This window comes from Paracoccus zhejiangensis (assembly GCF_002847445.1).
In the GTDB taxonomy this organism is placed as follows: Bacteria; Pseudomonadota; Alphaproteobacteria; order Rhodobacterales; family Rhodobacteraceae; genus Paracoccus; species Paracoccus zhejiangensis.
In genome coordinates, this window is record NZ_CP025430.1 from 2,245,189 (window position 1) to 2,258,211 (window position 13,023).

Here is a 13,023-nt window from a genome sequence, read left to right on the forward strand (position 1 = left end):
GCAATCCGAAGGACCGGGAAGGTTCAGTGCCCGCGCGGCTTCAGCGGCCTGAACGGGCGCGGCGCTTCGGCAGCCTCGCCCTTGCTCGCGCCCGCCGTCGGGCCGACTGTTCGGCGAGGCGAAGTCATGCCAGTGGTCTGGCTCATGGTCTCTTCGGCTTGGCGGCGTTCGTCCTCGGCAGCCCGCTCTGCCGCGCGCCGGGCGGAGCGCAGCCTGAGCAAACGGGTGGCATTCAGCGCGATCAGCACCAGCCCGGCATTCTCGAGCAGGAAGTTCACGCTGAGGCCCAGGACGCTGAGATTGCCGATCGCGTCGACCGAATGCAGGCTGCTGGCACGGATCAGTACATATCCACAGACCAGTGCAGCCCCGGCCAGCGCCAGCCAATGGGACTGCATATGGCCGCGCATCATCTGACTGCCACGTTTGAAGACCAGCGCCACCGCTACGACGACAAGGATGATGAACAGCATCTGCGCATAGCGGCGATAGTCATGCCAGCCCTGCGCCATCGAGATGCAACGGCCGGTCTCGTTCAGGGCGGTTTGCAGGTCCAGTTGTTTGTTCACGGCCAGAAACAGCATCACGATCGCCATGGCGCCCCAGAACCGGCGCAAGGCCCGCTGATCCACGCCGCGCCAAACCGCCACGGACAGCGCGGCACAGGCCAGGTAGGCCAGCACCGTGATCCAGGCCAGCACACCCCGGTCGCCGAAAGCCGGCGTCCAGTCCCCGCCAAGGCAGCCGATCATCACACCCACGTCACCCTCACCGTCTGCAACCCACATTCCCGCGCCGCGGCACCCCTGCCGCAGCACCAGTCCTAACCTAATCCAGAAAGCCAGCCATGGAAAAGTTCACCACCCTTACCGGAATCGCCGCGCCCATGCCGCTCGTCAATATCGACACGGACATGATCATTCCCAAGCAGTTCCTGAAGACCATCAAGCGCTCGGGCCTTGGCAAGAACCTGTTCGACGAGATGCGCTTCGACCAGGATGGCAACGAGATCGCCGATTTCGTCCTGAACCAGCCGGCCTATCGCCATGCCCAGATCATCGTCGCCGGCGACAATTTCGGCTGCGGTTCGTCGCGTGAGCACGCCCCCTGGGCGCTTCTGGATTTCGGCATCCGGGCGGTCATCTCGACCAGCTTTGCCGACATCTTCTACAACAACTGCTTCAAGAACGGCATCCTGCCGCTGGTCCTGCCGCAAGAGGTGGTGGACATCCTCATGGACGATGCGCGCAAGGGTGCCAATGCCCGGATGACCATCGACCTCGAGGCGCAGACGGTGACCAGTTCGGACGGGCAGGTCTTTGCTTTCGAGATCGATCCCGCGCGCAAGCACACGCTGCTGAACGGGCTGGATGATATCGGCCTGACCATGGAAAAGGCCCCGGCGATCGACCGGTTCGAGACGCAGATGGCACAGGCGCGCCCTTGGGTCTGAAGGCGGGTCTCGTCGCTCTGGCGCTGGCCGGTCCGGCCAGTGCCGAAACGCTTCGCATCGCCACTTTTTCTCCTGACCTGACCCGCAAGGGGCCGGGACTGCTGCTGCGGGACATCCGCGCCCGCGATCCGCAGGTGCTGGCCGCTGCCGCCACCATTGCCGGGGCGCGGCCCGATGCGATCCTGCTGACCGGGTTTGACTGGGACCATGACGGGCTGGCACTGGCGGGTTTCGCCGCGCTGGTCGCCGAGGCCGGGCTTGACCTGCCCCACCGCTTTGCCGCCCGGCCGAACAGCGGCATGGCGACGGGTCTGGACCTCGATGGCGACGGCCAGACCGGCACTGCCGATGACGCGCAGGGTTTCGGCCTCTTCAGCGGCGAGGCGGGCATGGCGATCCTCTCGCGCCTGCCCCTTGGCGAGGTCACCGATCACAGCGCGGCGCTGTGGCGCGACCTGCCGGGGGCCCTGATGCCGAAAAGCGCGCCCGAGATTGCCGGGGTCCAGCGCCTCTCTTCGACCGCGCATTGGGATGTGCCTCTGATGATCGGGGAAAGACCGCTACACCTTCTGGCATGGTCGGCAACCCCGCCGGTCTTTGATGGCCCCGAGGATCGCAACGGGCGACGCAATCATGACGAGGCGGTTTTCTGGCTGAGCCACCTGCCCGATGCCCCCTTCCTCCTCATCGGCAATCTGAACATCGACCCCGTCGATGGCGATGGCCGGCGCGAGGCGTTTGACGCGCTGATGAGCGTGGCGCAGGACCCGGAACCGCGCGGCGAGTGGCAACCGGCGCAGGAGGGCGCGAATGTGGTGCAGAAGGGCGATCCGGCGCTCGATACCGCCGACTGGCCCGATACCGCCGACTGGCCCGATGCCGACGGGCCGGGCAATATGCGCGTGGACTATGTCCTGCCGGCGAAAGCTCTGAGGGTGACGGATGCCGCCGTCCTCTGGCCCGATCCGGCCAGCGAGACGGGAAAAACCGTCGCGGCCGCATCGCGCCACCGGCTGGTCTGGGTTGAGATCGACTTTCCCTGATCGCCTCTCTCGCTTGGCAGATTCTTGCGGATCGTCGCCGGCCTTTCTCGATCCAAGCGCGAAAGAGACGCATTTTCAAGGCCCTGAACACACATCCTTGCAAATGCAAGTTTTGGCCAATTGATCTGGCCTCGCCTCGGAAACGATGCCATTCTGCCGCTGTTTTGGATGATTGACAGTTTCAAGGGGGCCGCCGGATGAACGCGCCATTCAAGCAGGCCGAAAGGCTGGGTCGGCTGACGACCGTTCTGGGGCCGGATGCGCTGGTGCTGCTGCGCTTCGACGGCACCGATTACATGAACGAGCTGTTCGAATACCGGGTCGAGGCGCTGGCCCCCAGCGGCGATGTCGATTTCGACCAGTTGGTCGGCACCCATGCCTCGGTCGAGATCGAGGGCCGGACCGGGCCGCGTGTCTTTGATGGGATCGTCACCCGCACCCGTTGGGCCGGCGTGGGCGAGAACGGCCACCGCTATGATCTGGTGCTGCGACCCTGGCTGTGGCTGGCGGGACGGCGGAAGAACCAGAAGATCTTCCACAACAAGACCGTGGTGCAGATCGTCGAGCAGGTGCTGGGCGAATATGCCTCGCTTGGCGATCCGGCGCTGGAGGTGAAGCTGGGCGAGACCTACCCGGTGCTCGAATACACAGTGCAGTTCCGCGAGAGCGATCTGGATTTCGTCCGCCGTCAACTCGAGCGGCATGGCATCAGCTTCCATTTCCGCTATTCGGCCGGCAACCACACGATGGTGCTGACCGATGATGTCATGTCCCATGAATCGATCGGCGAGCGTCCCTATAAAAGCTATGACGGCCATCATCAGGCCGAGGGCGAGCATTTCTGGGACTGGTCGCCCGAGCGCAACCTGACCACAGGCGCGATCCGGCTGATCGATTACAACTTCAAATCCCCCTCGGCGGCGATGGAGGTCGATCGGCTTGGCGATGCGGCCTATGCGATGGGTCAGCTGGAAAGCTATGAATATCCGGGCGATTACCTCGATCAGGAGGGCGGCCGGGTACTGGCCAAGGTGCGGATGAAACAGGAACGCGGTCAGGACCGCCGCAACCGCGCCACCGGTGACTGCGTCGCGCTTGGTGCCGGCAAGGTCTTTTCGCTGACCGGCGATCCCGCGCCGGGCGTGGGCGAGAACTACCTGTGCCTCAAGGCCGATTACAGTTTCGTCTCAGAGGCCTATGGTTCGGGCGGGCCGGGCAGCGATGGCTATGCCTTCACCGGAAACTACCTGGTGATGCCCGAGACCGCACCGATGACGCCGATGAAACGCACGCCCTCGCCCGTGGTCGAGGGGCCGCAAACGGCGGTGGTCGTGGGCGATGGCGAGATCGACTGCGACTCGTTCGGCCGTATCCTCGTGCGCTTTCACTGGGACCTGGAAGGCGCGAAGTCGATGCGCTGCCGGGTGGCGCAGAACTGGGCCGGCAACGGCCTCGGCGGCGTCGTGATTCCGCGCATCGGCATGGAGGTCGTGGTCGATTTCATCGACGGCAGTCCCGACAAGCCCATTGTCACCGGCTGCGTCGTCAATGGCACCAATGGCAATATCTACGGCCTGCCCGATAGCAAGACCAAGAGCGGCTTCAAGACCAAGACCCATGAAGGCTCGGGCTTCAACGAGCTGAGCTTCGAGGATGCGAACGGCGCCGAAAAGATCTTCATGCACGCCCAGAAGGACATGGAGGAATACATCAAGGACAACCAGTCCACCTTTGTCGAGGGCGGTAACCGCAGCATCACCGTGCAGACCGGGGATGAGACCAAGGGCGTGCTCAGCGGCAACCTGACCGAGACCATCGCCCTGACCCGGGCGTCGCAGGCCAACAAGATCGTCGAATCCGCCGTGGCCGGCAAGGGCGGGCCGGGGGTGATCGCTTACAACGCCGACAATGTCATCACCATGTCGGCGGTTGACCTGATCAACGCCGAATCGAAGGACAAGATCGACATCGCGGCGCTGAACAAGATGACGCAGAAGTCCAAGGCCATCGACATCGAGGGCGGGGAAAGCATCAAGCTGACCGTGGGCAATGGCAAGATCGAGATGACCCAGTCATCCATTGTCATCAGCTTTGGCAACACGCGGATCTCGTTCGATGCCGAAACGCTCGATCAGGTTGCGGCAATGATCCATCTCAACAAGGACGGCTGATGTATTACGTGCAGGAAGGCAGCATAGAACTGCCGGTCGAGTGGAAAGACCAGTCGATCAACATCATCTCGGCCAGCCAGACGGGCGAACCGAGCCTGTCGATGACGATGACCCGTGACGACATTCCCTGGGGCATGAGCTTTGACGAGTATGTCGCCGATCAGCTGCGCCAGGCGGGCGAAACGCTGAAGGATTTCACCGTGCTGCACCAGCAGGAGATGCAGATCGGCGGTCATCGCGCGCTGCAGACCGAATGCAAATGGGTCGCCAAGCAGGGACCGATGCACCAGTTGATCACATCGCTCATGCCGGGCAAGCGGGTGCTGATCATCACCGCCACGGCGCCGGGCGCGTTCAGCGATGGCCAGAAACAGCAGATGCAGCAGGTCATCGCGTCGTTCCGGCCGCGCCAGGGCTAGCCGCCCTTTGCTTGGGGATTTGTGTCATGAGTGTGTTGAACGGTATCAGGTTCGGGGGCAGCGCCAGCGCCGGTGGCGGCCGCAGCCCTGCCCCGCCCACACCCGGAAAACATCGCGCGCCTGACGGTTCGCCCGGCTCGACGACAAGCTGGAACTATGTCGGCAGGCACCGGCGCGAGACCGAGGAACCCGACGGGGCCAGCGGCGGCTTCGAGGGCGGCGATGGCTGGCAGGACAACGCGCCGCCGCCGGGCTTCAGCGGCAACGAGCGCTACGAGCAGCTGCGCCAGCAATATGCGCTCAGCGATGGCGACAGGGCCTGGGATCAGGCACTGGCCGTTGCCGAAAGCCAGGGGGTCCAGAACGCCCTGCTGACGGCGGGGATCCTCGGGCCCGGTGCACTTGCCGGCGGAACGGCATTGGCCGGTGGCGCGACCCTTGGTGGGGCCAGCCTCGCCGCGCTGGCGGCATCGCTGCCGGTTGTAATTGCCGCTGCCGGCGGTTTCGCAGCCTACAAGATCATGTCGCCGGTCGGCGGCAAGGTCGGGCATTGGCTCATGCAGACCGATTTCATGAAGGCGAAAGGCTTCGTGCCGATCGCGGGGCCGGGCGAAAAGCCGGCCCGGCTGCTGCACCCCATTGCCCATGCAAATACCGGCTTCTCGCTTGGCGGAATGCTGGCCAGCGTGGTTGTGGGCGCGCTTGTCGGGATTGCCGTCGGTGCCCTGGTGGTCGGAACCGGCGGCGCGGCGCTGGTCGTCGGCGCGATTGCCGGCGGCGCCGTCGCAGGGCTGATCGGCGGCTTTTCCGAGGCCGTCGGACAATATGGCAAGGTCAAGGGCAAGATCATCCAGGGCTCGCCGGATGTCTATTTCGAGAACCAGCCGGTGGCACGGATGGGCGACAAGATCCAGTGCGATGATCACGCCGACGCCGCCGTTTCCGAGGGGGCCGAGCGTGTCTTTGCGAACGGGATGCCGATTGCCCGCATCGGGCACAAGACAACCTGTGACGGCACCATCAACGAAGGCCTGGAAACCATCGCGATCGACATCGACACCAGCGCAATGTCGCTGGAGCGGGATGTCGGCAGGTTGAACCGTCTGTTGCGGACAGGTGCCATCGTGGCCGATGTCGCCCCCTTGCCGCGCGGCAAGGCCCGCGACGGCACGCCGTCGACCGCGCGCGGGGGCGATGCACCGAACAGCTGTCGCACGACCTGCAAGGACCCGATCGACGTGGCGACCGGGCAGTTCGTCGATCTGCGCACCGACATCTTCATCCCCGGCACCATCCCCCTGCGGCTGGATCGCTGCCATGCACGCGAGTCACGGGGCATTCAGGGCGAAGGCTGGTCCGGCACCTGGGCGCAGCACCTGCGCATGGAAGGCGAGACCATCACCTTCCAGAACCCGGAAGGCTGCCTGATCGTCTTTCACGCCCCCACTGACGAGGTGCTGAGCCACAACCTGCGCTTCCCGCATCTGGAACTCATCGGCCGGCGCTCGGGCGACCTGTTCGTCTATGACCGACCGGCGCAGCTGTTTTACGTCTTTGCCGACGAGGGCGGCGGCATCCGCCGCCTGTCCCGCATCGAGGATCGCAACGGCAACCGGATCAGCCTGACCTATGGCCCGGACGGGCTGCGCCGGGTCGAGCATTCGGACGGTTTCGCGCTGCAGGTCCACAGCCTCGGCGGATTGATCCGCAAGGCGGTTCTGGACGCCCCTGATGGCGGCGATTGCACTTTCCAATGGGATTACACCGCCGACGGCAGGCTGCGCGAAGTCCGCTCGGCCCAGACCGGCTTCATGCGCTATGACCATGACGGCGAGGGGCGGATCACCGGCTGGCACGACGCCAAGGACACCCATGTCCATTACGAATATGGCAGCAATGGCCGGATCATCCGCACCTGGACCGATAGCGGCCATATGGGCGGACAGATCGACTATGACCTGGCGCGCCAGCGCACGCAGGTCCGGGATTCCGAGGGTGTTGTCAGCTATGACTGGGACAAGGACGGCCTCGTCTGGCGCGAGATCGACGCGCTGGGGCATGTCTGGCTGACCGATTGGGACAAGGCCTTCCATGTCACGACCCGCACTGATCCGCTGGGGAAGAAGACCGAGTTCGCATTTGACGACCTTGGCAACCTGATCCGTTCGACCGATGCCGATGGCAATGTCACGGCCTGGGACTATGGCCGTGACGGGCTGTTGACAGCCATGACCGATCCTGCCGGAAATCGCAGCGAATACCGCCATGACCAGAACGGAAACCTGGTCGGCACCACCGATCCCCTCGGCCGCGTCACCACGCTGGGGCTTGGCGATCAGGGACAGGTGCTGCGTGTCGACCTGCCCGGCGGGGTGCAGGAGCGGATCTATTACGACCCGCTCCTCCGCCCCAGCCGCCGCCGCGACCCGGACGGGAACGAGACGCGGATGGGCTATGACACCGAGGGTCGGCTGGTCTGGTTCACCGACGCGATCGGGGCCACCACCCGCTATGACCTCGGCCGCGGGTCCGACAATCCGCGCGGTGCGATCCGCCGGGTCGAGACGCCGGACGGCGCGGTCTCGACGGTCACCTGGGACATCGAGGGGCAACTGACCTCGATCACCAATCCCGTCGGCGACACCCGGCATTTCCGCTTTGGCGCCTTCGACCTGCCACTGGAAAGCGTCGATGCCCAGGGCCATCGACTGCGGCTGGAACATGACCGCGAGACCCGGCTGAGCGCGGTTATCAACGAGCTGGGCGAGCGCCATGACTATCAGCGCGATGCCGCGGGCCGCGTGGTGGCCGAGCGCGACTATTCCGGCCTGGTGACGCGCTATGACCGCGATGCGGCGGGACGGGTAATCGGCAAGTCTGCGCCGGACGGGGCGGGGACGCGGTACGATTATTCCCCCGCCGGGCGGCTGCTGCAGATGCGGGTTCAGTCTGGCACGGGCGAGGCGGTGACGAGCTTTGCCTATGACCCGCGCGGGCTGATGATCCGGGCCGAGAATGCCACGGCTACGGTGGAATACGACTATGACGCGCTTGGCCGGGTGGTGGCCGAGCGGCTGAACGGGCGCGAGATCACCTCGGACTATTCACTGGCCGGCCAGCGCATCGCACGCTCGGGCGACGTGTTGCACCTGACCGCGGGCTGGAGCCGCGCCGGCCTGCCGACTGCGCTTGGCATCGGCGATCATGCGCCGCTGACCTTCCAGCACGACCCGCGCGGGCTGGAGCAGTTGCGAACATCGGATCGCGGTTTCGCGCTGGCGCAGGGCCACAGCATCATGGGCAATCTGGCCGAACAGATCGCTGGCCCCCTCGCCCGCCTGCCGGAAGAGGCGCGGACCGGCGCGCTGGGGCGCGGTCGCCCGCTCGACTTCGCCACCCGCATGGGCGCGGGGTTGCATCGCAGCTTTGACTGGGACCGGGCCGGCCGCGCCGTCGCCATCCATGACCGGCAGATGGGCTGGCAGGCCTTTGGCTATGATGATCGCGGCCAGGTGACGGCGACGCGGCGCGATGGCCCGGACGGCCAGTCGTTGCTGACCGAATATGAATACGACCCCGCCCGCAACATCGCCGCGGTCATCGAGGCCGGCCATCACCAGCCGGTGCAGACAGCCGCCGGCCGTGTCCAGCGACGCGGCGGCCGCGTCAGCTATCGCCATGACGCCTGCGGCCGGGTGACCGAGAAGCGCGTCGAGGAGCCCGGTTTCCGCCCCCGCATCTGGCGCATGGCCTGGGACGGCGAAGGCCAGATGGTGGCACTGGAAACGCCCGAGGGGGCGGTCTGGCACTATGCCTACGACCCGCTTGGCCGCCGCATCGCCCGCAGGTCGGCGAACGGGCCGGGCCATGCCTATCAATGGGAGGGCGACCGGCTGATCGCCGAGGCGCCGATGACCGCCGATGGCGCCGTGGCCTGGGACCAGGCGCGCCATTGGGTCTATGAGCCGGACGACTTCCGCCCGCTCGCCCAGGTCGACGGCGATGCCCTGCATTACGTCGTGACCGACCACCTCGGCACCCCGCGCGAGATGTTTTCCGAGGACGGCACCGAGGTCGCCTGGCGGGCCGAGTTGTCACTTTGGGGCGATATGGCCCAGTTGCGCCGCAAGGCCGCCAATGACGACGCCCCGCCGCTCGACTGCCCGATCCGCTTCCAGGGCCAGTGGCATGACCCGGAAAGCGGGCTGCACTACAACCGCTTCCGTTACTACGACCCCGAGGCGACGCAATACCTGTCGCCGGACCCGATCGGGATGGCCGGGGGTGTGCGGCCGCAGGGGTATGTCGGGGATCCGAACGGCTGGGTTGATCCGCTTGGGTTGGTGGGCTGCAAAGACGCGAGCGGCAGGCCGCTATCAAGCCCTAATTATTCTGTTGCCTATGAGGCAAATCTGACTCCGGGCGTGCACTACCCGGGTCGCAGCGATGCACGTCACTTCCAGGAGTCAAACAGACAATTGTATGAAGCGATGCAAAGCGACCCACAGTTTGCGCAGTCGATGGAAGCACTTTACCCAGGCATCTCTCAAGGTGTGCAGCCTGGACCCAGAGGGGCGTTCCCGCGCAACTCGCCGCATCCCGATCTGACCTGGCATCACAATGCGACGCGCCCCGGTGCAATGGAGTTGATCCCGACAGCACAGCACCAAGCACCGGGTCCGGTACAGCAATCATTGCATCCGGGTCAGCAAGGCGGCATGAAAATATGGGGCGGTGGTCGTTGAGATGCCGGGCAGAGACCTAAGAGACTAAGGAGAATTGGATGATCATTTCAGAAGTCTTGGCGGACCCGACGGCGTATCTTTGGAAAGATGCGCTTTTTGCTGAACCCGTCAAACCGCTGACGGCAGAGACGCCGTGCATGGTTCATGATCCCAATGACGTAGAAGATGACGAACTTGATCTGCCAAACGCCGTGGTTGAAGCTGGTTTCGACTATGTGATCGCCATGCAGACCGTGCAGAGCATCGTCGAAAATGCCCGACTTCAGGGTCGCGGGGACAGCCTTGAAGACCGCCTTCGTGCGCTGAACTTCTATCTGGAGAACGACGCCTTCATCACGTTCTGATGCGGTGCATTTCCCATACGATGCCCACCCATTATGTGCGATTCCTCTGGATTTCCAGACGCTTTGCCACCTAGATTTCAGGCAAGGAGGTCGAGATGGGGACAAGCAACTACAGCGCCATGTTGAAGCGTGATGCGGTGCATCAGATTGGGTTTCGCGGTACTCGGTCGGGAGGATGGAGCCTATCGGTGCCATTTCGTCCATCGTCCTGAGGTGATCCAGACGGTCCCGGATCACCCTGCGTGGCTGAACCTCCGATCCGACAAGCCCGGGCTGTTCAGAGAGCGTTTTGATCGCGGCGAATTGGGCGCGGCATGGCTGACGCTCAACGGGACAGGCTGGCAGTTCACCGATGCGGCGCAGGCATCGGAGCCTCTGGCAGGCGCACCGGCTGCTGACGAGCGCTTCAAGCAGATGGCAGCTATCTGGATCGCACAGGCAACGGGCGATCAGGGGGCTACTGAGGCCGAACAATCGACCATGCTGCCGGCTGAGGGCTGGAAACCTCCCTCAGTGTGTATTGCAGCTTGGCACGTGCCGGCGGACGCGACATCATCCAATGCTCCAACGAGGCCATGATGAGCCAGGACCTAGCCAATCTGATCGCCACCGCCGCGCGAACTACCTTATCGAGGCTTTTCGAGGAGCATCCAGAGGACTTCTACTACTGCACACTGATAACCACCGCCGAGGGGCTGCCTCCCGCGCCGTCGGCATGGTCCTGGCAGGCTCTGGATCGGGTTTCTGCGGCACAACCGGATCCGGAAAAGGCCAAGCCGCTGCTGAAATGGTCCTATTCGGAAAGCCCTTACTGGCTCTTCGGCGACGAGGCCTTCGAGCCGGTCAGGCGGCGCTTTGCCGAGCTTGTCGATCCGCATAGCCTGCCCACGGAAGGTGAATTTGTTCGGGAGGTGAACCATCGCCTTGCAGAAATGGAGAAGGCCATGAAGATGCTTGATGACGAAGGACTCTTTGGTGTCGGCGCGCGCAGGGAAGGAATGGTGGTTCTTGTTGAGGTCATGCCTCCCGATGAAGGGAATACCGAGCGCGCCTTGCGTTTGAACAGCCCCGGCCCGGCGATCGAGACCTGGCTCGACGAGGCAGGTGAGTGACTACAAGCGGCAAGCCTTTGGTACTCGGAGTCTTCATAGCAGCTTGATTATTTCCGAGACGTGGCCTCCTTGCCAAAGCATGCCTTCTGGCCATCGGGAGAATTGCAACAGTCAGCAGATTCGCCTTCTCTCGTGCTCGACCGGACAACTGCCGAACGGCTTTGCACAGAATCTTGCAAACAAGCTCGGGGTGGACGTGCTTGCCCCCAGCGAGGTGCTTTGGGCTTATCCAAATGGAAACATGGTGGTCGCTCCGATGTCATCCGGCGGCCAGCCCGTTCTCAGCCAGACCGGCCAGTTCAACCTGTTCACGCCCGGAGGGGGAAGATGAGTAACGATCAGCCGACCTGCGACAGCTGCGGCGGACAGCTGGAGTTCCGGGTCGATGGAAGCGCGCAGGGCTGGTACTGCCCGAGCTGCGATACCTGGGCCATGGTCACTACCTGTCTGTCCGCGATAGCAACCGAACCGACGGTCTATCACCTCTTCGTGGTAAACGGCGATCCCGACAATATTGAACAGATGAAGGCCGTCTCTGCTGCCTCAGCGCGAAACCTGATATGGTCGAAGAAGACCTTGTCATCGGTTGACACAGAGGTCGTCGCAGGCAGGGCACCCGAAATTGCGAAGGCGGCCGAGCAGCTTCGGGCTTCCGGAATCTCCATCAGAATCGAACCGGAGTTTCCATATGCCATCTCGTGATGCGACAGATGCGATGACCCTCGCGAAAGGCGAGGCGCGTCGTCCCGACAGGTCCTGTGTCGTACGCCGCCCCCTGTGCCACGGGCGCGGCCAAGCCAGCCCCCTGCAATACGGGTCGCCGAATCTGGGTCGCATCGGTGGTCCGTAGACCTGACATTCCTTCTGTCGAGCGCGCCAAGATCGATGCTGTCCTCGACCAATCCGAGGCCCATTTCGCCAAGGGCTACATTCGCGCCGCATTGGCCCTGAACTTGAAGCCTGGGTGCTGATCCCCGAACCGAAAAGCGGATGGGACTAGTATCCCCAGACGCTCGCCGTCGATTTCCTCGAGGACTGCGCCGATCTGGGTGATCTGCCGGAAGCGAAAAGGTGGATCGAAACGCTTTACGAGGTGTATGACGATCCCGACCACAGGAATCTCTACACGCTGATGCTCGAAGGCGCATCGCACTACGAGCTTGGCGAAAGGGATACGGCGGCGGCGAGTTTCCAGCGCGTCTTGGATCTGTTTGGCCGAGAGGTTTTCAGGGGTAGCCATGCGACCTATCTGGATTTTCTGCAGGTGTACAAGGCGGGGCTCCCGTGACCGCGGCGTCGTTTCTGACCAAGCGATTCCACACGAAAGGAAAGGTCGTGATCATCTCGGATGTGCTGGCTAACCCAGAGGGGTTTCTCTGGAGTGATGCGCTCTATGCCGAGCCAGTCAAACTGCTTTCGGCAGGGACGCCGTGCCTGGTCCATGATCCGAACGATGTCGAAGACAACGATACGGACCTCCCGAAGGCCGCAATCGACACGGGGTTCCGCTATGTCCTCGCGATGCAGACCCTTCAGAGCATCGTCGAGAATCTGCAGCTACAGGGGCGCGCAGGTTCCCCCGAAGAGCGGCTTCAAGCCTTGAACTTCTATCTCGAAAATGATGCGTTCATCTCTATTCGACGATAGGCATGCTACGTCGCACCGGCCGAAGAGGCCAAATCGGGTAATACCCGGCTGGGTCCCATTGCTGATCAAGGACTTCTCTACGCCACTTC

General features: G+C 63.7%; 12 protein-coding genes. 11 read left to right on the forward strand and 1 reads right to left on the reverse strand.

Going from position 1 to position 13,023, the window contains the following annotated elements:
* Window positions 1-23 precede the first annotated feature (23 nt).
* On the reverse strand, window positions 24-788 hold the full coding sequence (locus CX676_RS10895) for a hypothetical protein (RefSeq protein ID WP_157935897.1): 765 nt from the start codon (window positions 786-788) through the stop codon (window positions 24-26).
* A gap of 59 nt (window positions 789-847) precedes the next feature.
* Between CX676_RS10895 and leuD the strand changes: the two genes are divergently transcribed.
* The 11 genes from leuD (at window position 848) to CX676_RS10950 (ending at window position 12,934) form a co-directional block, all read left to right on the forward strand.
* Entirely contained in the window at window positions 848-1,453 is a 606-nt protein-coding gene (leuD, locus tag CX676_RS10900; protein WP_101752638.1) for a 3-isopropylmalate dehydratase small subunit, read from the forward strand.
* Complete coding sequence (locus CX676_RS10905) at window positions 1,444-2,496, forward strand: endonuclease/exonuclease/phosphatase family protein (protein ID WP_101752639.1); 1,053 nt, start codon at window positions 1,444-1,446, stop codon at window positions 2,494-2,496. The genes leuD and CX676_RS10905 overlap by 10 nt, the downstream gene beginning before the upstream one ends.
* Before the next feature lie 197 nt (window positions 2,497-2,693).
* On the forward strand, window positions 2,694-4,667 hold the full coding sequence (locus tag CX676_RS10910) for a type VI secretion system Vgr family protein (protein WP_101752640.1): 1,974 nt from the start codon (window positions 2,694-2,696) through the stop codon (window positions 4,665-4,667).
* A complete protein-coding gene (locus tag CX676_RS10915) occupies window positions 4,667-5,086 on the forward strand; it encodes a DcrB-related protein (protein ID WP_101752641.1) in 420 nt (139 codons plus the stop codon). The genes CX676_RS10910 and CX676_RS10915 overlap by 1 nt, the downstream gene beginning before the upstream one ends.
* A gap of 26 nt (window positions 5,087-5,112) precedes the next feature.
* Complete coding sequence (locus CX676_RS10925) at window positions 5,113-9,831, forward strand: RHS repeat-associated core domain-containing protein (RefSeq protein WP_157935898.1); 4,719 nt, start codon at window positions 5,113-5,115, stop codon at window positions 9,829-9,831.
* A 38-nt stretch (window positions 9,832-9,869) separates the two neighbouring features.
* Entirely contained in the window at window positions 9,870-10,175 is a 306-nt protein-coding gene (locus CX676_RS10930; RefSeq protein WP_101752644.1) for a DUF7716 domain-containing protein, read from the forward strand.
* Between the two features lie 213 nt (window positions 10,176-10,388).
* Window positions 10,389-10,754 carry a hypothetical protein gene (locus CX676_RS22545; RefSeq protein WP_157935899.1) on the forward strand — a complete coding sequence of 122 codons (366 nt, stop codon included), beginning with the start codon at window positions 10,389-10,391 and terminating at the stop codon, window positions 10,752-10,754.
* Window positions 10,751-11,287 (forward strand): DUF4303 domain-containing protein, encoded by a 537-nt coding sequence (locus tag CX676_RS10935; protein ID WP_101754271.1) that lies wholly within the window; start codon window positions 10,751-10,753, stop codon window positions 11,285-11,287. The genes CX676_RS22545 and CX676_RS10935 overlap by 4 nt, the downstream gene beginning before the upstream one ends.
* Window positions 11,288-11,614: 327 nt before the next feature.
* Complete coding sequence (locus CX676_RS10940; protein WP_101752645.1) at window positions 11,615-11,989, forward strand: hypothetical protein; 375 nt, start codon at window positions 11,615-11,617, stop codon at window positions 11,987-11,989.
* A gap of 391 nt (window positions 11,990-12,380) precedes the next feature.
* Entirely contained in the window at window positions 12,381-12,575 is a 195-nt protein-coding gene (locus CX676_RS22550) for a hypothetical protein (RefSeq protein ID WP_157935900.1), read from the forward strand.
* Between the two features lie 47 nt (window positions 12,576-12,622).
* Window positions 12,623-12,934: a DUF7716 domain-containing protein gene (locus CX676_RS10950; RefSeq protein ID WP_232816421.1), complete on the forward strand. Its 312-nt coding sequence runs from the start codon at window positions 12,623-12,625 to the stop codon at window positions 12,932-12,934.
* The last annotated feature ends 89 nt before the right edge of the window (window positions 12,935-13,023 follow it).

What these genes read in the sequence shown, in the direction of transcription:
- leuD (WP_101752638.1), top strand. Translation starts at nt 848, where the DNA reads ATGGAAAAGTTCACCACCCTTACCGGAATCGCCGCGCCCATGCCGCTC.
- CX676_RS10930 (WP_101752644.1), top strand. Translation starts at nt 9,870, where the DNA reads ATGATCATTTCAGAAGTCTTGGCGGACCCGACGGCGTATCTTTGGAAA.
- CX676_RS10910 (WP_101752640.1), top strand. Translation starts at nt 2,694, where the DNA reads ATGAACGCGCCATTCAAGCAGGCCGAAAGGCTGGGTCGGCTGACGACC.
- CX676_RS10925 (WP_157935898.1), top strand. Translation starts at nt 5,113, where the DNA reads ATGAGTGTGTTGAACGGTATCAGGTTCGGGGGCAGCGCCAGCGCCGGT.
- CX676_RS10940 (WP_101752645.1), top strand. Translation starts at nt 11,615, where the DNA reads ATGAGTAACGATCAGCCGACCTGCGACAGCTGCGGCGGACAGCTGGAG.
- CX676_RS10915 (WP_101752641.1), top strand. Translation starts at nt 4,667, where the DNA reads ATGTATTACGTGCAGGAAGGCAGCATAGAACTGCCGGTCGAGTGGAAA.
- CX676_RS10935 (WP_101754271.1), top strand. Translation starts at nt 10,751, where the DNA reads ATGATGAGCCAGGACCTAGCCAATCTGATCGCCACCGCCGCGCGAACT.
- CX676_RS10895 (WP_157935897.1), bottom strand. Translation starts at nt 788, where the DNA reads ATGTGGGTTGCAGACGGTGAGGGTGACGTGGGTGTGATGATCGGCTGC.